The sequence below is a fragment of the Cellulomonas sp. plas2 genome, from assembly GCF_057221735.1.
Genome location: NZ_CM170155.1, coordinates 2427659 through 2450139 on the forward strand (window position 1 = coordinate 2427659; position 22481 = coordinate 2450139).

Below are 22481 nucleotides of genomic sequence, written 5' to 3' on the forward strand. Positions count from 1 at the left end.
GGCTCAGCGGGGGTCCGTCGCGTCCTCGTCGTCGGCCGCGTCGTCGTCCTCGTCGTCGGCCGCGTCGTCGGCTGCGCCGTCCGCTGCGTCGTCGTCCTCGTCGGCCGGCCGGCGGTAGGGGTCGGCCTCGCCCGCGTACGCCGCGCGGGCGGCGAGGGCAGCGACCTCGGCGTCCCGGCGCTGCGCCTCGGCGAGGGCGGACTCGAGGTGTGCGGCCGTCTCGGGCACGGCGTCCAGGTGGAAGTCGATGGTGGGCGTGAGCCGGATGCCCACGGCCTTGCCGACCTCGGACCGGATGAGACCCCGGGCGCTCGCGAGCGCGGCGGCCGAGCCCGTGCGCGCCTCGTCGTCGCCGAGGACCGTGTAGAAGACGTCGGCGTGCTGCAGGTCGCCCGTCACGCGCACGTCGGTGATGGTGACGAACCCCAGGCGCGGGTCCTTGATCCGGGTGTCGAGCAGCTGGGCCACGACCTGCTGGATGCGGTCGGCGATCTTGCGTGCCCGCGGCGTGTCGGCCATGGGTCCTCCTCTGCGTGGCGCGGCCCGTCCCGGGCGCGCGCGGTGGGACGCGCCGGGCGGCGGCACCCGCAGGTCTGCAGGTGCCGCCGCCCGTCGTGCTGGTGGTGCTGGTGGTGCCGGTGGTCGGTGCCGCCGGCGTCAGGAGCGCGGCTTCTCGCGCATCTCCCACGTCTCGATGACGTCGCCGATCTCGAGGTCGTTGAACGACCCCAGGCCGATGCCGCACTCGAAGCCCTCGCGGACCTCGGTCGCGTCGTCCTTGAACCGCTTGAGCGACTCGATCGACAGGTTGTCCCCGACGACCTTGCCGTTGCGGGTGACGCGCGCCTTGGAGTTGCGCACGATCGTGCCCGAGCGGACCAGCGAGCCGGCGATGTTGCCGAACCGCGAGGAGCGGAACACCTCGCGCACCTCGGCGGTGCCGAGCTGGGCCTCCTCGTACTCCGGCTTGAGCATGCCCTTGAGGGCCGCCTCGACGTCGTCGATGGCCTGGTAGATGACCGAGTAGAAGCGCACGTCGACGCCCTCGCGGTCCGCCAGGTCCTCCACGCGCTCCGCGAACTTCACGTTGAAGCCGATGATGATCGCGTTGTCGACCGTGGCGAGGTTGACGTCGTTCTGCGTGATGGCACCCACCCCGCGGTGGATGACGCGCAGGTCGACCTCGTCGCCCACGTCGATCTTGAGCAGCGCGTCCTCGAGCGCCTCGACGGCACCGGACACGTCGCCCTTGAGGACCAGGTTGAGCGTCTCCACCTTGCCCTGCTGGAGGGCCTGCGTGAAGTCCTCGAGGCTGATGCGCTTGCGGCGCTTGGCCAGGAGGGCGGCACGCTCGGCGGCCTCGCGCTTCTCCGCGATCTGACGGGCCGTGCGGTCGTCGCGGGCGACGATGAACGTGTCACCGGCACTGGGCACCGACGTGAGGCCGAGGACCTGGACCGGACGGGCCGGGCCCGCCTCGGTCACGGTCTCGCCGTGCTCGTCGAACATGGCGCGCACGCGGCCGTGGGCCGTGCCCGCGACCACCGCGTCACCGACGCGCAGCGTGCCGGACTGGACCAGCACGGTCGCGACCGCACCGCGGCCCTTGTCGAGGTTCGCCTCGATGGCCACGCCGCGCGCGTCCTTGTCGGGGTTCGCCCGCAGGTCGAGCGCCGCGTCCGCCGTGAGGAGGACGGCCTCGAGGAGGCTGTCGATGCCCTGGCCCTGCTTGGCGGAGACGTCGACGAACATCGTGTCGCCGCCGTACTCCTCCGCCACGAGGTTGTACTCCGTCAGCTGCTGGCGGATCTTGGCGGGGTTCGACCCCTCCTTGTCCACCTTGTTGACGGCCACGACGATCGGCACGTTGGCGGCCTGCGCGTGGTTGAGCGCCTCGATGGTCTGGGGCATCACGCCGTCGTCGGCCGCGACCACGAGGATCGCGATGTCCGTGACCTGCGCACCACGGGCACGCATGGCGGTGAACGCCTCGTGGCCCGGGGTGTCGATGAACGTGATGGGACGCTCGACGCCCTCGTGCTCGGCCCGCACCTGGTAGGCACCGATGTGCTGGGTGATGCCGCCGGCCTCGCCCGCGACGACGTCCGTGGAGCGGATGGCGTCGAGGAGCTTGGTCTTGCCGTGGTCGACGTGACCCATGACGGTGACGACCGGCGGCCGCGCCTGCAGCTCGTCGTCGCCCTCCGCCTCGAGCTCGGCGTCCAGGTCCATGTCGAAGGACCCGAGCAGCTCGCGGTCCTCCTCCTCGGCCGAGACCATCTCGATGCGGTAGCCCAGCTCCTGGGCGAGCGTGCCGAACGTGTCCTCGTCGAGGGACTGCGTGGCCGTGGCCATCTCCCCGAGGTGGAACAGGACGGTGACGAGCGAGGCCGGGTTGGCGTCGATCTTGTCGGCGAAGTCGTTGAGCGACGAGCCGTGGCGCAGGCGGACGACCGTCTGCCCGTTGCCGCGGGGGACGCTGACGCCGCCGAGCGACGGCGCCTGCATCTGCTCGAACTCCTGGCGCTTCGCGCGCTTGGACTTGCGACCGCGGACGGGACGACCGCCGGCGCGCCCGAAGGCGCCCTGCGTCGAGCCGCGACCGGCACCGCCGGGACGGCCGCCGCCACCGGGACGCGCGGGGCCGTAGCCGCCACCACCGCCGGGACCACCGGTGCCGCCACCCGGGCGGTTGGGGCCGAAGCCGCCGCGACCGCCGCCGGCACCGCCGGGACGGCCCGCACCCGCGGGGCGCTCACCGGGCCGGCCGACGCCCGAGGACGTGCGGCCGGGCATCATGCCGGGGTTGGGGCGGGGGCCGCCGGGACGGGGGCCACCGGGACGGGGCCCGCCGGGACGGTCGCCCGCGGACGCCTCGGGCGCACCGGCGCCGGCCGGCGTGCGGCGCTCGCCCGGACGGGGCATGCCCTGCGACGGCGCGAACGGGTTGTTGCCCGGACGCGGACCGCCGGGACGGGGTCCACCAGCACGGTCACCGCGGTCGCCCGCGGGGGCCGGGCGGTCGCCGCCGCGGTCCGGCCGCTCGCCGCCGCGGCCCATCCCCTGGGAGGGCGCGAACGGGTTGTTGCCGGGACGCGGGGCGCCCGGGCGCGGGGCGCCGGGCCGCTGCGGGGCGTTCTCCGTGGCGCCCGGGCCCGTCGGGTTGGCGGGTGACGGGCGGCCGGGGACGGCCGGGCGCGGGGCGCCCGGACGGGCCGCCGCGGGCGCACCCGGGGTGGCCGAGGCGGCCGCCGGACGTGCGGGCACGTCCGGACGGGCGGCGGGCGCGGGCGCCGGGGCGGCGGGCGCGGGGGCCGGTGCCGCCGCAGCAGGAGCCGGGGCGGAGGGCGCCGCGGCGGCGGGGGCCGCCGGGGCCGGGGCGGCCGGGGCCGCGGGGCGCGCCGCCGGGGCGGGCGCAGGACGCGCGGCGGCAGCGGGGGCGCCGCCACCGGCCGGGTAGGTGTCCCGCAGCTTGCGGACCACCGGGGGCTCGATCGTCGAGGACGCCGAGCGGACGAACTCACCGAGCTCGGTGAGCTTCGTCATGAGGGTCTTGCTGTCGACTCCGAGCTCCTTGGCGAGCTCGTAGACGCGGACCTTGGGCACATCTCTCCTGTCTCGGCCCGCCCGGGACAGGGTGGACCGTCGTTAGTGCTGGGTGCTCATCGCGCACTCATCGGTGCGTGCTCATCGGGCAGCCATCGGCTTCTCGACCCGCTTCCCATCCGACGTCCGCCCCGGGCCGTTCCCGGGGTCGGTGTGATCCGGCCGTCCTGCCTCCTCCAGCAGCGCGCGCAGCGCGGAGGCGTCCACCGGGCCCACTGTCCGCAGGGCCCGCCCGAACGCCCGCCGCCGTTCGGCGAGCCCGAGGCAGTGCAGGTCGGGGTGCAGCCAGGCACCCCTGCCCGGCAGCCGCCGCCGCTCGTCGGGCACCAGCAGCACGGGTGCATCCGTGGTGCCGGCCCTCGGGGCGACGACCCGCAGCAGGGCCGACCTCGGGCCGGTCGTCCGGCACCCCACGCAGGTCCGCTGCGGGCCCGGAACGGGCAGCGCGACGTGCGCTGCAGGTTCGGGGGTCCGCGGTGCGGGCGCGGGGAACCGGGCATCCGGCCCAGCCGTGGGCAGTCTACCCCGTCCGGCGTCCGCGCCGCTGCGGGACGCGTCACCCCGGCGGGTCACCGCGCGGTGCCGGCCGCTCCGCCGGCCCCCGACGCACTGCCCGACCCGCCGCTCGACCCGCCGCCGGGCCTGTCGCCCGGCCCCTCGTCGGGCTCGTCACCCGGCCCGCCGTCGGGCTCCGCGTCGGATCGGATGTCGATCCGCCAGCCCGTCAGCTTGGCCGCGAGCCGGGCGTTCTGCCCCTCCTTGCCGATGGCGAGCGAGAGCTGGAAGTCCGGGACGACGACCCGCGCCGCGCGCGTCGCCTCGTCGACGACCGTCACCGACAGGACCCGGGCCGGCGACAGCGCGTGCGCCACCATCTCCGCCGGGTCGTCGGAGTGGTCGACGATGTCGATCTTCTCGCCCTGCAGCTCCGCCATGACGGCACGGACGCGGCCGCCCATCGGGCCGATGCACGCGCCCTTGGCGTTGACGCCCGGCACCGTGGCCTTCACCGCGATCTTCGTGCGGTGGCCCGCCTCGCGCGCCAGGGCCGTGATCTCGACGGTGCCGTCGGCGACCTCCGGCACCTCGAGGGCGAACAGCTGCCGCACGAGCGCGGGGTGCGTCCGCGACAGCGTCACCTGGGCACCGCGCGGCCCGCGCGCCACCTGCACGACCAGCGCGCGCAGCCGCTCGCCGTGCACGTAGCGCTCGGTGGGCACCTGCTCGTGCTGCGGGAGGACCGCCTCCGTGCCGCCGACGTCGACGAGCACCGTCCGCGGGTCGCGGCCCTGCTGGACCACGCCGCCGAGCACCTGGCCCTCGGTGCCGCGGAACTGGCCCAGCACCTGGTCGTCCTCCGCGTCGCGCAGCCGCTGCACGATGACCTGACGGGCCGTGGCGGTGGCGATGCGGCCGAAGCCGTCGGGGGTGTCGTCGTACTCGGGCCCGAAGGACGCGGGCCCGGTCGGCTCGCCGTCCTCGCCCACCGGCGCCGGGACGCGCTCGCGGGCCCAGACCGTCACGTGCCCGGTGGACCGGTCGACCTGCACCCGTGCCGACGGCTGCGCGTCCGGCGTGCGCTGGTAGGCCGACAGCAGGGCCTCCTCGATCGCCGCGACGAGGACGTCGAGCCGGATCTCGCGCTCGCGCTCCAGGAGCCGCAGCGCCGCCATGTCGATGTCCACGTCAGTCCCTCCCCCGGGCGGCCCCGCCGCCCTCGTCCTGCTGCTCGTCCTGCTGCTCGTCGGCCTGCTCGTCGACCTGCTCGTCGACGATGTCGTCGTCCTCGTCGTCGTCGGGCACCTCCTCGTCGGGCGCCACGGGGCCCAGGCCCCGCAGGTCGACCTCGACCCGGCCCCGACGCACGTCGCCCAGCGGCACGGCGACCGGCGGGCCGATGCGGGGCGGCCGGCCCTTGCCCCGGTCCTCCTCGGGGACGACGACGAGGGTGCCCGGCGCGTCCCCCGCCCCCGGGTCCCCGGCCGCCAGGTCCACGGCCCGCAGCACCCCGACGAGCACGGTGCCGTCCGTGCGCTCGACGCGGACGGTGCGGCCGACCGCGCGCACCCAGTGCCGCCGCTGGGTCAGCGGGCGCGAGGCGCCGGGGCTCGAGACCTCGAGGTCGTACCGGTCGGGCAGGGCGTCGGCGTGCGCGTCGAGCCGCTCGGACACGAGCCGCGTCGCCTCCGCCACGCGGTCGAGGTCCAGGTCGCCGGGCGTCGCCTCGTCGAGGTCGACGACGACCTCCAGGACGTGGCGGGCACCGCTGCGCGTGAGCCGGACGTCCTCCAGCACGTAGCCGGCGGCGCGGAGGACGGCGTCGAGGTCCTCGCGGACGGCGGGGGGCGCTGGCGCGACCATCGATCGCCTCCTTGGCGTGTGCCGGGGGGCGAGCACCTGCCGGCTCCGACCCTGTGACGTTGTGGCACCAGCCTAACGAGTCCGCGCCGACCGGCCGACCGGGCCGACCGGGACCCGCCCCGCGGCGGGGCCGCCCGTCGGCCGTGGCAGGATCGCGACGGTGCGACCCGACCAGCCCTCCCGTGCGGCCGACGAGCGCGGTCGGCGCCCTCCTGCAGCTCGGCGCGACGGCCGGCACGGCCCCGTCCGGGTGGTCGTGCTGACCCTGCTCGCCGGTCTCCTGTCAGGCCTGCTCGGGGGGTGCGACCTGCGGCTGGAGACGTCGCCTCCCCCGGCGCGCACCCCGACCGCCGACGAGACGGTCCGCTCCCGCACGCTCGCGGACGCGCGCGCGCTCGCCGGGACCGCCACGGCCGCGGCCGCCGCGCCCGCCGTCGCCGCCCTCGCCGCGGAGGACCCGCTGCGCGCGGCGCTCGCGCAGGTGGCGGGGGCCGCGGCCGCGCACGTGTCGGCGCTCGGCGGGGAAGCGTCGCCGGCGACGGGCGCCACGGTGGGCCCGTCGCCCGCACCGACCGGCACGACGGACGGCGGGACGGCTGGCACGACGACCGGCGGGACGACCGGCACGACGAGCACGGCCGCGCCCACCCCGTCGCCTGCCGACCTCGTCTCCCTGCTGACGACCGCGGCGGGGACCGCGGGCGCCGACGCGCTCGACGTGCCCGACGGCGGTCTGGCCGGCCTCGTCGCGTCCGTCGCGGTGTCGCGGTGGTCCAGCGCCCGCGCGCTGGCCGCCGCGGCGGGCGCACCCGAGCCGTCCTGGGTGCTGCCCGTCCGCGGCGCCACGCCCTCGCCGACGCCCACCGGGGACGCGGCGCCCACGCCCGCCTCGACCGTCGGGCCCGACCCGGCGAGCACGCCGGGCCCCGCGGCCGCCGCCGGCGTGCGGGACGCCGACGCCGTCGCCCTCGCGCGCGCCGAGGACGCCGCGGGGTACGCGCTGGAGGTCGTGGCCGCCGTCCTCGGCGGCGACGAGCGGGCCCGCGCGCTCGCCGACGCCCGGGTGCACCGGGACCGCGCGGAGGCGTGGGCCCGCGCGGCCGAGGTGGTGGGGACCGCGCAGGACCCCCGGCGGGTCGCCTACGCCCTGCCGGCCGACGTGGAGGACGCCGCGGTCGCCCAGGCCGTCGCCCGGGACGCGGAGGGCGGCGTGGCGGTCGCGTACGCCGCCGCGCTCGCGCGGGCCGACCGACCGGCCGCCCGGCCCGAGACTCTCGAGCGCCTCCGCGCCGCGACCGACGCCGCGGCCGCCTGGGGGGCACCGCCGACGTCGTTCCCGGGCCGGCCCGACCTGGGCTGAGCCCGGCCTTCCCCGAGCCGGCCGGGGACGAGCGCCGGCCACGGCCCGCCCGCGTCGCCTCAGCCGGCCAGCAGCCTCGCGACGCGCGCCGCCACGCGGTCCGCCGCCTCCGCCACCGGCACCTGCTCCGCGTCGCCGCCCGTGCGGGGCCGCACCTCGACGAGCCCGTCGGCCAGCCCGCGGCCGACGACGACGACCAGCGGGATGCCGAACAGCTCGGCGTCGGCGAACTTCACGCCGGGCGACACCTTCGGCCGGTCGTCGAGCAGCACCTCGACGCCGCGCCCGGACAGCTCGAGCGCGAGCGCCTCGGCGGCCTCGAGCACGGACGCGTCCTTGCCCGTGGCGACGACGTGCACGTGCGCCGGCGCGACGTGGGCGGGCCAGGCCAGCCCCTTCTCGTCGTGGTTGCCCTCCGCCAGGGCGGCCACGGCGCGCGTCACACCGATGCCGTAGGAGCCCATCGTGACCGTCACGGCCTTGCCGTTCTGGTCCAGCACGGTCAGCCCCAGCGCCTGCGCGTACTTGCGGCCGAGCTGGAAGATGTGACCGATCTCGATGCCGCGGGCCAGCTCGAGCGGGCCGGAGCCGTCCGGCGCCTCGTCGCCCGCCCGCACCTCCGCGGCCTCGACCGTGCCGTCCGCGGTGAAGTCCCGCCCCGCCACGAGGTCGAAGACGTGCCGGCCGGGGGCGTCGGCGCCCGTGATCCACCGCGTCCCGGGCACCACGCGCGGGTCCAGGAGGTACCGGACGGCGGTGCGCTCCGCCCCCTCGGCGACGGGGGCGTTGGGACCGAGCGCCCCGGGCCCGATGTAACCCTTGACGAGCTCGGGGTGCGCCGCGAAGTCGGCGTCGCCGGCCGTCTCCACCTCGGCCGGCGCGACCCCGGCCTCGAGCCGCTTGAGGTCCACCTCCCGGTCGCCCGGCAGGCCCACGACGAGCACCTCCCGCTCCCCCGTCGGCGCGACGAGCGCGACGACGACGTTCTTCAGCGTGTCCGCCGCGGTCCATGCCCGGTCCGGGCGCGGGAACCGCTCGTTGGCCAGCGCGACGAGCGACTCGATGGTCGGCGTCCCCGGCGTGTCCTCGACGTGCGCGGCGGGGGCGTCCGACCAGTCGAGGGCGGGCGGCACGACCGTGGTGACGGCCTCGACGTTCGCGGCGTAGCCGCCGGGCGAGCGCACGAAGGTGTCCTCGCCGATCGACGTCGGGTAGAGGAACTCCTCCGACCGCGACCCGCCCATGGCGCCCGAGGTGGCCGCGACGACGACGTGCTCGAGGCCCAGGCGCGTGAAGACGCGCTGGTAGGCGGCCCGCTGGGCCGCGTAGCTGGCCTCGAGCCCGGCCTCGTCGACGTCGAAGGAGTACGCATCCTTCATGACGAACTCGCGGCCGCGGATGAGCCCGGCGCGCGGCCGCGCCTCGTCGCGGTACTTCGTCTGGATCTGGAAGAGCGTCAGCGGCAGGTCCTTGTACGAGGAGTACAGGTCCTTGACCAGGAGCGTGAACATCTCCTCGTGCGTCGGCGCGAGGAGGTAGTCCCCCCCGCGGCGGTCCCGCAGCCGGAAGAGGTTCGGCCCGTACTCCGTCCAGCGGCCCGTCGCCTCGTAGGGCTCGCGCGGCAGCAGCGCCGGGAAGTGCACCTCCTGCGCGCCGGCCGCGGCCATCTCCTCGCGGACGACGGCCTCGACCTTCGCCAGCACCCGCAGGCCCAGCGGCAGCCACGTGTAGATGCCGGGCGCGGCGCGGCGGATGTACCCGGCGCGGACCAGCAGGCGGTGGCTGGCCACCTCGGCGTCGGCGGGGTCCTCGCGCAGGGTGCGGACGAACAGCGTGGACAGGCGCAGGAGCATGGGCGCGAGCCTAGTGGGCGGCGCGCGCGCCGCCGCGGGCGCCCCCGGGGGTGCCAGGGACCGCCGGGGTGCCACGATGGCCCCATGCCGGAGCTGCCCGAGGTCGAGGCGCTGGCGCAGTTCCTGCGGGGGCGCGCCGGCGGCCGGAGCGTCACCGCCGTCGCCGCGGGCGCCATCAGCGCGCTGAAGACCTTCGCGCCCCCGCCCGACGCGCTCGTCGGCCGGACGGTCACGGACGTGCGGCGGCACGGCAAGTGGCTCGACCTCGTCGCCTCGGCGCCGCAGGAGGACGACCTGCACCTCGTGTGGCACCTGTCCCGCGGCGGCTGGGTGCGCTGGTCGGAGCGCCTGCCGGCGACGCCGGTCCGGCCGGGCCGCTCCCCGATCGCGCTGCGCGTGGGGTTCGACGACGGGTCCGGCTTCGACCTCACCGAGGCGGGCACGAAGAAGCGCCTCGCGGTGCACGTCGTCGCCGACCCGACGTCGATCGGCCCGATCGCCACGCTGGGCGTCGAGCCGCTGTCGCCGGAGTTCACGGCCGAGCGGCTGTCCGCGCTCCTGGCGGTGCGCAACCAGCAGGTGAAAGGGCTGCTGCGCGACCAGGGCACCATCGCCGGCATCGGCAACGCCTACTCCGACGAGATCCTGCACGCCGCCCGGACCAGCCCCTTCGCGCCCACGAAGGGCTTCGACGCCGCGCGCACGGCCCGGCTGCACGCGGCCACCGTCGGCGTGCTCACCGAGGCGGTCGCCGCCGCGGCCGGCCGCCCGGCGGCCGAGCTCAAGGACGCCAAGCGCCGGGGCATGCGGGTGCACGGCCGCACGGGCGAGCCGTGCCCGGGCTGGGACGGCGTGCCGTGCGGCGACACCGTGCACGAGGTGTCCTTCGCCGACCGCAGCCTCCAGTACTGCCCGACGTGCCAGACCGGTGGTCAGCCCCTCGCCGACCGACGGCTGTCCCGGCTGCTGCGCTGAGGGCCACCCCGCCCCCGGCGGCCGGCAGGACGGGCCGGCGGTCCGAACGGGCCCGCCGTCAGAACAGGACGGTCGCGTACGTGCCGACCTGCCGGAACCCGACGCGCTCGTAGGCCGCGACCGCCCGGTGGTTGTAGGCGTTGACGTAGAGGGACACCGTGGGTGCCCACCGCTCGCGGGCCAGCCGCACGACGGCCGCCATGCCGGGCTCCGACAGGTGCCGGCCCCGGTCCTGCGGGTCGACCCACACGCCCTGCACCTGTGCGACGCCGCCGCCCACCGCGCCGATCTCCGCCTTGAACACCACCCGCGGCTCCGCGGCGGCGTCGTGCGTGATCCGCACGTACGACCGGCCCCGCTCGACGAGGGTCCGCACGCGCTGCTCGTACGGTCCGGCCGGCCCGCTGACGGGCGAGTAGCCGACCTCCTCCGTGAACATGCGCACGCACGCCGGCAGGACCACCCCGTACTCCGCGGGCCGGGACGGCCGCACCTGCGGGTCCGGGGCGACGAGGGGTTCGCCGGCGATCGCCATCGAGGGCTGGTCGGGGCGCACCTCCCGCGCCCGCCACTCCTCCTCGAGCCGCGCCCACAGCGACAAGACGACCTCGGCCGGGCCGACGATCGAGGAGTACCAACGGCCGTGCGCCCGGGCGAGCCGGGCCACGGCCTCGACCGCCTCCTCGTCGCCGGCGGGCAGCACGGGCACGAGGTTCGCACCCACCCAGCAGATCCCGACGAGCGCGTCGTCGCGGACGAAGCCCCACAGCCGTCCGCCCGCGGCGCGCAGCCCGCGCTGCGCGGCGTCCTCGAGCCGGGTCGTGGCGAGCACGGAGGCCACCGGGTCGCGCCGGCAGACGGCCAGGGCTGCGGCCACGTCCTCGTCGCCCAGCTCGCGCGCACCTGAGCGGTTCGACAGCAGCGACCCGCGTGTGGGCGTCATGACGGCATCATGCCCGACGGCACGAGGGACGGCCCGACGGGGCACGCAGGACCCCCGACCCGTCAGCCGACGGTGACGACGGGCCGGCCGGACCCCTCGTCGGCGGGCTCCATGTCCTCCGCGAGGCGCATGGCCTCCTCGATGAGGGTCTCGACGATCTTCGACTCCGGGACCGTCTTGACGACCTCGCCCTTGACGAAGATCTGCCCCTTGCCGTTGCCCGACGCGACGCCGAGGTCGGCCTCGCGGGCCTCCCCCGGGCCGTTGACGACGCAGCCCATGACGGCCACGCGCAGCGGCACCTCCATGCCCTCCAGCCCGGCGGTCACCTTCTCCGCCAGGGAGTACACGTCGACCTGCGCGCGTCCGCACGAGGGGCAGGAGACGATCTCCAGCTTCCGCGGCCGCAGGTTGAGCGACTGCAGGATCTGGATGCCCACCTTGACCTCCTCCACCGGCGGCGCCGACAGGGAGACGCGGATGGTGTCGCCGATGCCCTTGCTCAGCAGGGCGCCGAAGGCCGTCGCGGACTTGATGGTCCCCTGGAAGGCCGGCCCGGCCTCGGTCACGCCGAGGTGCAGGGGCCAGTCGCCCCGCTCCGACAGCAGCTCGTAGGCGCGCACCATGACGACGGGGTCGTTGTGCTTGACCGAGATCTTGAAGTCGTGGAAGCCGTGCTCCTCGAAGAGCGAGGCCTCCCACACCGCCGACTCGACGAGCGCCTCCGGCGTGGCCTTCCCGTACTTGGCCAGCAGCCGCGGGTCGAGGGAGCCGGCGTTGACGCCGATGCGGATGGAGCAGCCCGCGTCGGTCGCGGCGCGCGCGATCTCCTTGACCTGGTCGTCGAACTTGCGGATGTTGCCGGGGTTCACCCGCACCGCCGCGCAGCCGGCGTCGATGGCTGCGAACACGTACTTCGGCTGGAAGTGGATGTCCGCGATGACGGGGATCTGGCTCTTGCGCGCGATGGCCGGCAGCGCGTCGGCGTCGTCCTGGCTGGGCACCGCGACGCGGACGATGTCGCAGCCGGCGGCCGTCAGCTCGGCGATCTGCTGGAGGGTCGCGTTCACGTCCGTCGTGGGCGTGGTGCACATCGACTGGACGCTGATGGGGGCGCCACCGCCCACCTCGACCTTGCCCACCCGGATCCTGCGGGTCGGGCGGCGGGGGGCCAGGACGGGCGCGGGTGCCTCCGGCATGCCGAGGCTGATCGGAGTGCTCACGCGGCCATCATCCCACCGCCCCGCGGCGGCACCCGCCGCGGGGCGCCCGCCCGGCGCGTGCGGGTGACGGTCGTCTCAGCGCCGGCACAGTGCCGGCACGATGCCGGCACGATGCCGGCACGATGCCGGGCGTCGGCGGCCGTCGTCCGACGTCGCCGGCCGTCGTCACCCGAGGCGCACGGGGTTGACCAGGTCCGCCCAGGCCAGGAGCAGGCCGACGCCGCCGAGCACCACGAAGACGGAGTAGGCCAGCGGGACGAGCCGCGCGGTGTCGAAGGGCCGCGGCCGCGGCAGGCCCCGCACGCGCGCGATCTGCCGGCGTGCACCCTCCCACAGCGCCGCCGCCACGTGACCGCCGTCGAGCGGCGGCAGCGGGACGAGGTTGAAGACGAACAGGGCGATGTTGAGGCTGGCCATGAGCTCGAGCAGGGAGGCCACCTTGAGGCCGTCGTCGACGCCCGCCCCGTCGGCGGAGGCGATCTCGCCGGCGAAGCGGCCGATGCCGACGGGTCCGACGACGCTCGTCGCGTCGCGCTCCTCGCCGGTGACGGTCACGCGGACGAGGTCGACGACGCGGGCCGGGAGCGTCGCGACGACGCTGACCGTCCCCCACGTGCGTTCCCCCACCAGCCCGGGGACCGCCCCCACGCCCACGCGCTCGGTGACCTGGGTCGGCCCGACGCCGAGGTAGCCCACCTGCGCCGTCCGCGTCGAGCCGTCGTCGGCGACGAGCGTGCGCTCGGCGACGACCGGCGTGACGGCGAGCGTCACGCGCCGCCCGTCCCGCTCGACGACGAGGGGCACGTCCGCCTCACCGCCGCTGGCCTGGATGAGCCCGGACAGCTGGTCCCAGGACGTGACGTCCTGCCCGTCGTAGGCGACGACCGTGTCGCCCGGCCGCACGCCCGCCGCGGCCGCGGGGGCGACGGGGTCGTCGTCGGTGCACGCGGCGTCCGCGGCCGCGTCGGCGGGCAGGACGCAGGAGGACACCGTGGCGACGGTGGTCGAGGCCGCCGGCACGCCGGTGCCGACGTACACGACGGCCAGGAGGACGGCCGCGATGAGCAGGTTCATCACCGGTCCGCCGAGCATGACGACGAGCTTCTTCGGCGTCGACAGCCGGTAGAAGGCCCGGTGGTCCTCGCCGGGCCGGATCTCGTCGGCCGAGGCCTCCCGCGCCTCGGCGGCGAGCCGTCCCCAGGCGGAGCGCGTCGGTGGGTCGCCCACGGCCGCGGCGGTGGGGTACATGCCGACCAGCCGGACGTAGCCGCCGAGCGGGACCGCCTTGAGCCCGTACTCGGTCTCGCCGCGCGTCCGCGACCACAGCGTCGGCCCGAACCCGACCATGTACTGGCTGACGCGCACGCCGAACCGCTTGGCCGGCACCAGGTGCCCGACCTCGTGCAGCGCGATCGAGGCGAGCAGCACCACGACCACGACGAGCACCCCGACCACGTACGCCATGCGACCCCTCGTCCCCGACCCTCGGCGACCCGCGGCCGGGGTCGACGCGGGACATCATCGCGCCGGTGGCTGGGTCCCCGCTGGGCGCCGCGGCCGGGTGACGGGGGTGCTGCGCGTCCCGACGACGACATCCGTCGGTGCAGACCTTCCGGGCAGCACGTCCGCGCACTACCGTGCTGCCGTGACCGCGATTTCCGCACCACCAGCCGTTCCCGACGTCGACGGCGACGCGCCGCTCGAGCAGTCCCGCCTCCTCCGCACGGCCGTCCCTGGCCCGCGCTCGCTGGCCCTGAGCGCCCGGCGTGCGCAGGTGGTCCCGCCCGCGGTCGGCTCGGCGGTCCCCGTGTGGGCCGCCCGCGCCGGCGGCGGTGTCGTCGAGGACGTGGACGGCAACCGGCTCGTGGACCTGGGAGCGGGGATCGCCGTGACCTCGGTCGGCGTCAGCCACCCGGACGTGGTCGCCGCCGTCGCCGCCCAGGCGGCGGCCTTCACCCACACCTGCTTCATGGTGACGCCGTACGAGCCGTACGTCGCCGTCGCCGAGGCGCTGGCCCGGCTGACCCCCGGGGACCACGCCAAGCGCAGCGTGCTCGTCACCTCGGGCGCCGAGGCGGTCGAGAACGCGGTCAAGGTCGCCCGTCGCGTCACGGGCCGGGACGCCGTGCTCGTCCTGGACCACGCCTACCACGGGCGCACGAACCTCACGATGGCGATGACGGCGCGGGCGATGCCGTACAAGGCCGGGTTCGGGCCCTTCGCCGGCGAGGTGTACCGCGTCCCGGCCTCCTACCCGCTGCGGGACCCCGCCGGCATGACGGGCGAGGAGGCCGCGGCGCGCCTCGTCGACGTCGCCACGCGGCAGGTGGGCGCGGACCGGGTGGCGGCGCTCGTCGCCGAGCCCGTGCTCGGCGAGGGCGGCTTCGTCGTGCCGGCACCCGGCTTCTGGCCGGCGCTCGCGCGCTGGTGCGCCGAGCACGGCGTCGTCCTGGTCGCCGACGAGGTGCAGACGGGCTTCGCGCGGACCGGGGCGATGTTCGCCCTGGAGCACGAGGGCGTGGTGCCGGACCTCGTCACCACGGCCAAGGGGATCGCCGGGGGTCTGCCGCTGGCGGCCGTGACGGGCCGGGCCGAGCTCATGGACGCCGTGCACCCCGGCGGCCTCGGCGGGACGTACGGCGGCAACCCCGTCGCGTGCGCCGCCGCTCTCGCCGCGATCGAGGTGTACGAGCGCGACGACCTGGCCGCCGCCGCGCGTCGGATCGAGGCGCAGGTGCGCGGCCGGCTCGAGCCGCTCGTCGGCACGGTGCCGGGGGTGGCGGAGGTGCGCGGGCGCGGGGCGATGCTCGCCGTCGAGCTCGTCGAGCCCGGGGGCGGCCTCGTGCCGGACCGTGCGGCGGCGGCGCGGGTCGCGGCGGCGTGCGCCGCCGCGGGCGTCATCGTCCTCACCTGCGGGACGTGGGGCAACGTGGTCCGGCTGCTCCCGCCGCTCGTGATCGACCCCGCCCTGCTCGACGACGCGCTGGACGTGCTCGTCGCCGCGCTGCGGGGGCAGGAGCCGCCCCCTGCGCCGGGCGAGGCGAGCGCGACGACCCTCGCCGGGTCCCGTCCGGGTCCGGCGGTCGGCGGGGGGCGGGACGCGTGAGCGCCACGGTCGACCCGGCCCGGGTCGCGGCGCTCACGGCGGCCGAGACGGCGGCCTTCGTCGCCGCGCACCCGGCGTGCGCGGCGGAGGCGACGACCGCCCGCGAGCACCTCACCTACGGGGTGCCCATGTCGTGGATGGCGAAGTGGCCGGGGCCCTTCCCGCCGGTCGTCCGGGAGGCCGCGGGCGCGCACTTCACCTGCCTCGACGGGGTCGAGCACGTCGACCTCTGCCTGGGCGACACGGGCGCGATGTGCGGGCACGCACCCGCCGCCACGGTCGCCGCCGTCGCGCGCCAGGCGGCGCGGGGGCTCACCGCGATGCTGCCGACGCCCGACGCCGCGGCCGTCGGCGCGGAGCTCACCGCGCGCTTCGGCGCCGGGCCGTCGCGGGTGTCCCGCTGGCAGCTGACGCTCACGGCCACGGACGCCAACCGGCACGTCCTGCGCTACGCCCGGCACCTCACGGGCCGGACGAAGGTCGTCGTCATGGACTTCTGCTACCACGGCACCGTCGACGAGGCGTTCGCCACCCTGGACCCCGCGGGGCGCGTCGTGGAGCGCCGCGGCAGCATCGGCGCCCCCGTGCCACCGTCGCTGACGACGCTCGTCGTGCCGTTCAACGACGTCGACGCCCTGCGGGCGGCGCTCGACGGCGGTGACGTCGCCGCGGTCCTCATGGAGCCGGCGTTGACGAACATCGGGATCGTCCTGCCCGAACCCGGGTACCTCGACGCGGTCCGGGCGCTCACCCGCGCCGCCGGCGCGTGGTGGGTCGTCGACGAGACGCACACGCTGTGCGCGGGCCCGGGCGGGTGCACCGCGGCGTGGGCGCTCGAGCCCGACGTCGTCGTGGTCGGCAAGACCATCGGCGGCGGCGTGCCCGTGGCGGCCTTCGGGCTGGTGCCCGAGCTGGCGTCCGCGATCGAGCACCGCGTCGAGCTGGAGGACATCGACGTGGGCGGGGTGGGCGGCACGCTCGCCGGCAACGCGCTGTCGACGGCGGCCGCGCGGGCCACGCTCACGGAGGTGCTCACGCCGGCGGCCTTCGCGGGGATGACCGCGCGCGCGGACCGCTGGGCGGACGGGGTGCAGGCGGTGCTCGACGACGCGGGCCTGCCGTGGCACGTGACCCGGCTCGGCGCCCGGGCCGAGTACGGGTTCGCCCCGGTGCCGCCGCGGCACGGCGCCGAGGCGGCCGCCGCGGACGACTTCCCGCTCCAGCAGCTCCTGCACCTGCACGCGCTCAACCGCGGCCTGCTGCTCACGCCGTTCCACAACATGGCGCTCATGTGCCCGGCGACGACGGACGCGGACGTCGACCGGCACACGGAGGCCTTCGCCGCGGCCGCGGGGGCGCTCACCGCCTGACGGGCGCCGGACCTGCCGGCGCCCGTCGGGTGGACGACCGTCAGGTGGACGCCTGTCGGGCCGATGACCTCAAGTCGGCCTGCGTGTCCGCCGGCGTCCGTTCCTGCATCCCCCACGGCGAGCCGTACCCCTGGGGCGCCGGCGCGGCCAGCAGGTCGAGGAAGGGCACCGCGTCGAAGGCCTCGGGACCCAGGACCCCGGTGCCGGACCACGTGCCCGCGGCCAGGAGCTCGAGCGCGACCACCGGGTTGACCGCGGTCTGCCACACGACGCACTGCGCCCCGTACTCGGCCATCGACCACGCGTTGTCCACGACGTGGTGGAGGTACACCTCCCGCGGGCGGCCGTCGGTGTTCGTGCCCGTGACGAGGAGACCCGCGCAGGTGGCGCCCTCCATCCGCGGGCCGATCGTGGCGGGGTCGGGCAGCACGGCCGCGACGACGTCGCGCGGGCTCACCTCCACGCCGCGCACCCGCACGGGCGCCGTGCGGTCCAGGCCGAGCGTGTGCAGCGTGCGCAGGACGCCGATGAACTCCTCGCCCAGCCCGTACTTGAAGGTGACCCGCCGCGCGTCGAGCCACCGCGGCATGAGGAGCACCTCCTCGTGCTCGACGTGCACGCACTCCACCGGCCCGATGGGCGCCGGGAAGTCGAAGACCTCCGGCTCGTGGAACGGCGGCACCGTGTACCAGCCGGCCTCCCTGCTGCCGGCCGCCTCGGCCCGGTCCGCGGAGAAGATGACCGGCGGGTTGAGGCACTCCTCGATCGTCGTCCAGATGGAGAAGGACGGGGCGAACACGGGCTCGCCGTCCTCGCCGCGCACGACGAGGTTCGCCCCGTCGCGCACCCCGAGCTCGTCGATGGCGGAGAACAGGTGGTCCGCGGCGTACCGGGCGAAGACGTCCGAGAGGCCCGGCTCGACCCCGATGCCGAGCAGCGCCAGGCGGCCGGCGTCCCGCCACCGTCCGTCCTGCGCGAGCTGCTCGTCGCCCAGCTTCGTCCCGGGCAGCTCGTACGGTCGCTCGGGGTGCGGCGTCGACAGGGACATCGCCATGTCGAGGTAGTCCGCACCGGCGGCCAGGGCTCCCTCGAAGATCGGCAGGACGAACCGCGGGTCCACGGCGTTGAGCACGTGCGTGGCGCGGTGCTCGCGCACGGCCGCGGCGACCGCCCCGGCCGAGGACGCGTCGACGGCCGCGGCGTCGAACCGGTCGGCGCCCACGTCGTGCTCCCGCGCCGCGGCCACCGTCTTCTCCGCGCGGGCGACGTCGACGTCCGCGACGACCATCGCCTCGAAGAAGTCCCGCCGCGCCGCGATGCGCGCCACCGCGTCCCCGACGCCCCCGCTGCCGACCACGAGCACCCGCACGACGACCCCTCCCACCACCACGGTGCGCGACCGTCGCGCACCGTCCTGCACCGCTCGCGCCGGTCAGGCGGCGCGTCGCCGCCGGGCGCGGGCCGCACCGACGACCTGCACGGCGAGGACGAGCACCAGGGCGAGCACGAACATGAAGGACCCGATGACGTTCGCCTGCGGCGGTATCCCCCGGGTCGCCGAGACGTAGACGAACTTCGGGAAGGTGTCGAACGAGCCCGACGTGAAGTTCGTGACGATGAAGTCGTCGAAGCTGAGGCTGAACGCGAGCAGCGCCGCGGCCGCGATGCCCGGCAGCAGCAGCGGGAACGTCACGCGCCAGAACACCTGCCAGGGGCTGCCGTACAGGTCCGCGCCCGCCTCCTCCAGCGCCGGGTCGAGGCCCGCCACCCGTGCCTTGACGGTCACCACCACGAAGCTCACGCAGAACATGACGTGGGCCGCCACCACGGTCCAGAAGCCCAGCGGCACGCGGACCGTGAGGAACTGCGCCAGCAGGGCCGCCCCGAGGACGACCTCGGGGGTGGACATCGGCAGGAAGATGAGGAGGTTGGCCAGGGTCCGCCCCCGGAAGGTGAACCGGACCAGCGCGATCGCCAGCAGCGTGCCCAGCGCGGTGGCGAGGAGCGTCGACACGACCCCGACCTGCAGGGAGTTGACGAACGCCTGGCACACCTGGGGCGCGCCGCACGGGTTCCGCCAGGCGTCGAGGGTGAACCCCCGCCACACGAGGTTCGTCTTGCCGCCGTCGTTGAAGGAGAACGCGACGGTGTAGGCGATCGGCACCAGCAGGTAGAGGAACGCCAGCGCGGCGAACACCGGGACGAGCGCGTCGCCGAGCCGCAGCCGCGGACGCCGTCGTGCTGCCGGCCGCTCCGGTGGGTGCGGGGCCGCCGTCGCGACGGGGCGGGTCAACGTGGTCACAGCAGCTCCTCCGTCCCGGCCCGGCGGACGTAGGCGGCCACCAGCAGGAGGATCGCCAGCATGAGGACCACCGACAGCGAGGCCGCGGTCGGGTAGTCGAGGACGCGGAAGAACCGTGCGTCGACGACCTGCCCGATCATCGCGGTGTTCGTGTTGTTGCCCAGCAGGCTCGAGTTGACGTAGTCGCCCGAGGCCGGGATGAAGACGAGCAGGGTGCCGCCCACGACCCCGGGCAGCGACAGCGGGAACGTCACCGTGCGGAACGTCGTCATCGGGGACGCGTACAGGTCCGCCCCGGCCTCGACGAGCCGCGGGTCGAGACGCTCGAGGCTCGCGTAGATCGGCAGGATCATGAACGGCAGGAAGTTGTAGGCCAGGCCGCACACGACGGCGAACGGCGTGGCGGTGAGGCGGGCGCCCTCCGGCAGCAGGTGCAGCCACTGCAGCGACGCCACGACGAAGCCGTCGTCGGCGAGGATCTGCCGCCACGCGATGGTGCGCAGGATGAACGAGGTGAAGAACGGCGCCACGACCAGCACGAGCAGCAGGCCCTGCAGGACCGGGCGCCCCCGCGCCCGCACCGCGATCGCGTACGCGACGGGGTACCCGACGACGAGCGTCACGACCGTGGCGAGGAACGCGAACACGAACGACCGCACGAGCTGCGGCCAGAACTGCGCGAGGGCGTCCGCGTAGTTGCCCACCGCGAACGCCGGCTGGTACTGCCCGACGTCCCCGCCCGGGACCGGCACGTACAGCGACGTGCCCAGCAGCGCCCCGACCGGGACCACGAAGAACAGCGCGAGGTAGACCAGCCCCGGCAGCAGCAGCCACCAGTACGCGCGCGACGGCGGCCGCCGCGTCGGCGCGGCGGTCACCGCCCCGCCCGCCCCCAGGCCGGTCAGCAGGCTCACGGCTCGCCGTCCAGGTCGGCGGCGCCGGCCGCCACGTCCTCGTCGCCCGACAGGCCGAACGTGTGCTGCGCGGACCAGGCCAGCCGCACGACCGCGCCGTGCGCGACCGTCGCCCCGCCCAGCAGGTTCTGCGCGAAGACGCCGAAGGTGCCCACCCCGGTCAGCTCGACCCGGTACTGCGTGCTGACGCCCGCGAACGAGACGTCCGTGACGACCCCGGGGCCCAGCACGTTCTCCCCCGGCCCGGGCTCCTGGCCCGGCACGAGGATGCGCACCTTCTCCGGGCGCACGCCCACGAGCACGCGTCCGGCGGCGGCGACGGCCCGCGCCGCCGGCAGCCGCACCCGCGAACCGCCGACGTCGACGCCGAGCAGACCGTGCCCGTCCGGCCCCTCGACGACCGTGCCAGGTGCGAGGTTGGACTGCCCGAGGAAGTTGGCGACGAACGCGGTGCGCGGCAGCTCGTACAGGTCCGCGGGGGCGCCGAGCTGCTCGATCCGGCCGTGGTTCATCACCGCGACGGTGTCGGCCATGGTCATGGCCTCCTCCTGGTCGTGCGTGACGTGCACGAACGTGAGGCCGACCTCGTCCTGGATGCGCTTGAGCTCGAGCTGCATCTGCCGGCGCAGCTTGAGGTCGAGAGCGCCGAGCGGCTCGTCGAGCAGCAGCAGGGCCGGTCGGTTGACGACCGCCCGGGCCAGCGCGACGCGCTGCTGCTGGCCACCGGACAGCTGCGCCGGCCGGCGGTCGGCCACGTGCCCCAGCTCGACGAGCTCGAGCGCCTCCGCGACGCGCCGGTCGACGTCCCGCTCCCGCCGGCGCCGCAGCCCGAACGCGACGTTCTCGCCCACCGTCAGGTGCGGGAAGAGCGCGTAGCTCTGGAAGACCGTGTTGACGGGCCGCTGGTGCGCGCGCGTCCCGGTCACGTCCCGGCCGCCGATCGTGATGCTCCCCGCGGTCGGCTGCTCGAGGCCGGCGACCATGCGCAGCGTCGTCGTCTTGCCGCACCCGGACGGGCCGAGCAGTGCGAAGAAGGACCCCGACGGCACCTCCAGGTCGAGGTCGTCGACGGCCGTGAAGCCACCGAACGCCTTGGTCACGCGCTCGACCTGCAGCGCCGCACCCTGCGCCACGCTCACGCGCCGATCACGTCGAGGAAGTCGCGGTTGTACCTCTCCTCCTCCTCGGGCGTGAGGGTCCGGAAGACCTTCACCTGCGACAGCGTCGCCTCGTCCGGGAAGATGAGCTGCTCCTCCACGAGCGAGGGGTCGACGTCCGCCATCGCCTCCTGGGCCCCCTGGACCGGAGTGATGTAGTTGACGTACGCCGCCACCTGGGCCGCGACCACCGGGTCGTAGTAGTGGTCGATGAGCGTCTGCGCGTCCTCGACCCGGGACGACGGCGTCGGCACCAGGAGGTTGTCGCTCCACAGCGTGCCGCCGGACTCGGGGATCGCGAACCCGAAGCGCCCGTCGTTCTCGAAGTTCAGCGCGGTCACGTCCCCGGACCAGCCGATGACCGCGACCGCGTCGCCCGAGACGAGGTCCTGGGCGTAGGAGTTGCCGCGCACCTGCCGGATCTGCCCGTTGGCGATCTGCTCGCGCAGCACCTCCAGGGCCGCGCCGAACTCCGCGTCGCCCCAGTCGGGCCCGGCGATGTCGACGCCCTGCTCGGCCATGATGAGCCCGATCGTGTCGCGCATCTCGGAGAGGACCTCGATGCGCCCGCGGTACTCCGGGTTCCACAGGTCCGACACCGTGGCCATGCCGCCGGGGACCTTCTCCGTGTCCCAGGCGAGGCCCCCGAAGCCGGACTGCCACGTGAGCGAGTGGGTGCGGCCCGGGTCGAAGTCCACGTCGGCGAGCCCGGGCAGGATGTTCGCGGTGTTCGGCATCGCCTCCCGGTCCAGGGTCTGCGCGTACCCCATCCGGATCCACCGCGCGGCCATCCAGTCGGTCAGCGTGACGAGGTCGTAGCCGATGTCCTGGCCGTTCGCGAGCTGCCCCTGCACCTTCCCGTAGAAGGTGTCGTTGTCGTCGACGTCCTCGCTGTACTCCACGTCGATGCCCGACTGCTCGGTGAAGGCCTGCAGCGTCGGGTAGCCGCCCGCGTCGTCCTGGTCGAGGTAGAGGGTCCAGTTGGCCCAGCGCAGGGCGTCGCCCGCGCCGCCCCCGCCGCCCGACGTCCCACCGGTGCCCGGCGTGCCGCCACCCGTGCCGCACGCGGCCAGCAGGGCCGCGGTGCCGGCGGTGCCCGCCGCACCGAGGAGGAACTGCCGGCGGGACAGACCCGCGGACGCGGCCCGGCGGGCGCGTGCCGCCCGACGGCCGTGCGCGACGAGGGCGGCGACCACCGGGTCGGTCCCGGGCGGCAGGGGGCGGGGCATGGGCGCTCCTCTCGGTTGCCCCGGCACGGGGCGCGTGGTCTGGCGGTCCTGCGTGGTCAGTATGGTGCGGTTCGGGCGGATT

The 22481-nt window shown here is 75.8% G+C and carries 18 protein-coding genes; 4 read left to right on the forward strand and 14 right to left on the reverse strand.

Translation table 11 applies throughout. The annotated features are described in order from the left end of the window. Positions 1-3 precede the first annotated feature (3 nt). The 5 genes from rbfA to AC2TDM_RS10910 all read right to left on the reverse strand — a co-directional run bounded on the left by rbfA (position 4) and on the right by AC2TDM_RS10910 (position 5967). On the reverse strand, positions 4-519 hold the full coding sequence (rbfA, locus tag AC2TDM_RS10890) for a 30S ribosome-binding factor RbfA (protein ID WP_484634613.1): 516 nt from the start codon (positions 517-519) through the stop codon (positions 4-6). A gap of 138 nt (positions 520-657) precedes the next feature. Next, a complete protein-coding gene (gene infB, locus AC2TDM_RS10895; protein WP_484634614.1) occupies positions 658-3606 on the reverse strand; it encodes a translation initiation factor IF-2 in 2949 nt (982 codons plus the stop codon). A gap of 81 nt (positions 3607-3687) precedes the next feature. Further along, complete coding sequence (locus AC2TDM_RS10900) at positions 3688-4179, reverse strand: YlxR family protein (protein WP_484634615.1); 492 nt, start codon at positions 4177-4179, stop codon at positions 3688-3690. Beyond that, positions 4176-5291 (reverse strand): transcription termination factor NusA, encoded by a 1116-nt coding sequence (nusA, locus tag AC2TDM_RS10905; RefSeq protein ID WP_090030173.1) that lies wholly within the window; start codon positions 5289-5291, stop codon positions 4176-4178. The genes AC2TDM_RS10900 and nusA overlap by 4 nt, the downstream gene beginning before the upstream one ends. 1 nt (position 5292) lies before the next feature. Then, entirely contained in the window at positions 5293-5967 is a 675-nt protein-coding gene (locus AC2TDM_RS10910; protein WP_484634616.1) for a ribosome maturation factor RimP, read from the reverse strand. 250 nt (positions 5968-6217) lie between these two features. Here AC2TDM_RS10910 and AC2TDM_RS10915 point away from each other — a divergent pair, with 250 nt between their 5' ends. Then, positions 6218-7327 (forward strand): DUF4439 domain-containing protein, encoded by a 1110-nt coding sequence (locus AC2TDM_RS10915; RefSeq protein ID WP_484634617.1) that lies wholly within the window; start codon positions 6218-6220, stop codon positions 7325-7327. Positions 7328-7386: 59 nt separating this feature from the next. On the opposite strand, the gene AC2TDM_RS10920 is transcribed toward AC2TDM_RS10915, so the two are convergent. After that, the gene (locus AC2TDM_RS10920) at positions 7387-9180 is read right to left on the reverse strand and encodes a proline--tRNA ligase (RefSeq protein ID WP_484634618.1); all 1794 of its coding nucleotides are present in this window, start codon (positions 9178-9180) and stop codon (positions 7387-7389) included. 84 nt (positions 9181-9264) lie between these two features. On the opposite strand from AC2TDM_RS10920, the gene AC2TDM_RS10925 reads away from it, so the two are divergent. Then, the gene (locus AC2TDM_RS10925) at positions 9265-10155 is read left to right on the forward strand and encodes a DNA-formamidopyrimidine glycosylase family protein (protein ID WP_484634619.1); all 891 of its coding nucleotides are present in this window, start codon (positions 9265-9267) and stop codon (positions 10153-10155) included. Between the two features lie 58 nt (positions 10156-10213). Here AC2TDM_RS10925 and AC2TDM_RS10930 read toward each other — a convergent pair whose 3' ends face one another. From AC2TDM_RS10930 to AC2TDM_RS10940, 3 genes are all read right to left on the reverse strand, one after another. Next, positions 10214-11098, reverse strand: a complete 885-nt coding sequence (locus AC2TDM_RS10930; RefSeq protein WP_484634620.1) for a GNAT family N-acetyltransferase — start codon at positions 11096-11098, stop codon at positions 10214-10216. 62 nt (positions 11099-11160) lie between these two features. Continuing rightward, positions 11161-12321: a flavodoxin-dependent (E)-4-hydroxy-3-methylbut-2-enyl-diphosphate synthase gene (ispG, locus tag AC2TDM_RS10935; protein WP_484634621.1), complete on the reverse strand. Its 1161-nt coding sequence runs from the start codon at positions 12319-12321 to the stop codon at positions 11161-11163. A gap of 165 nt (positions 12322-12486) precedes the next feature. Continuing rightward, the gene (locus AC2TDM_RS10940; protein ID WP_484634622.1) at positions 12487-13785 is read right to left on the reverse strand and encodes a M50 family metallopeptidase; all 1299 of its coding nucleotides are present in this window, start codon (positions 13783-13785) and stop codon (positions 12487-12489) included. 181 nt (positions 13786-13966) lie between these two features. On the opposite strand from AC2TDM_RS10940, the gene gabT reads away from it, so the two are divergent. Both gabT and AC2TDM_RS10950 read left to right on the forward strand, forming a co-directional pair. Next, complete coding sequence (gene gabT, locus AC2TDM_RS10945; protein ID WP_484634623.1) at positions 13967-15427, forward strand: 4-aminobutyrate--2-oxoglutarate transaminase; 1461 nt, start codon at positions 13967-13969, stop codon at positions 15425-15427. Then, positions 15424-16797 (forward strand): transaminase, encoded by a 1374-nt coding sequence (locus AC2TDM_RS10950; protein ID WP_484634624.1) that lies wholly within the window; start codon positions 15424-15426, stop codon positions 16795-16797. Before gabT ends, AC2TDM_RS10950 begins: the two co-directional genes overlap by 4 nt. A 40-nt stretch (positions 16798-16837) precedes the next feature. Here the strand turns inward: AC2TDM_RS10950 and AC2TDM_RS10955 are convergent, their stop codons facing one another. The 5 genes from AC2TDM_RS10955 to AC2TDM_RS10975 form a co-directional block, all read right to left on the reverse strand. Then, positions 16838-18166, reverse strand: coding sequence for a saccharopine dehydrogenase family protein (locus tag AC2TDM_RS10955; RefSeq protein ID WP_484636442.1), 1329 nt, complete (start codon positions 18164-18166; stop codon positions 16838-16840). 63 nt (positions 18167-18229) lie between these two features. Continuing rightward, positions 18230-19021 (reverse strand): ABC transporter permease, encoded by a 792-nt coding sequence (locus tag AC2TDM_RS10960; RefSeq protein ID WP_090030495.1) that lies wholly within the window; start codon positions 19019-19021, stop codon positions 18230-18232. Between the two features lie 74 nt (positions 19022-19095). Further along, positions 19096-20013 (reverse strand): ABC transporter permease, encoded by a 918-nt coding sequence (locus tag AC2TDM_RS10965; protein ID WP_484634625.1) that lies wholly within the window; start codon positions 20011-20013, stop codon positions 19096-19098. Continuing rightward, on the reverse strand, positions 20010-21152 hold the full coding sequence (locus tag AC2TDM_RS10970; RefSeq protein WP_090030151.1) for an ABC transporter ATP-binding protein: 1143 nt from the start codon (positions 21150-21152) through the stop codon (positions 20010-20012). The genes AC2TDM_RS10965 and AC2TDM_RS10970 overlap by 4 nt, the downstream gene beginning before the upstream one ends. After that, the gene (locus AC2TDM_RS10975) at positions 21149-22399 is read right to left on the reverse strand and encodes a polyamine ABC transporter substrate-binding protein (protein WP_484634626.1); all 1251 of its coding nucleotides are present in this window, start codon (positions 22397-22399) and stop codon (positions 21149-21151) included. Before AC2TDM_RS10975 ends, AC2TDM_RS10970 begins: the two co-directional genes overlap by 4 nt. Between the last annotated feature and the right edge of the window lie 82 nt (positions 22400-22481).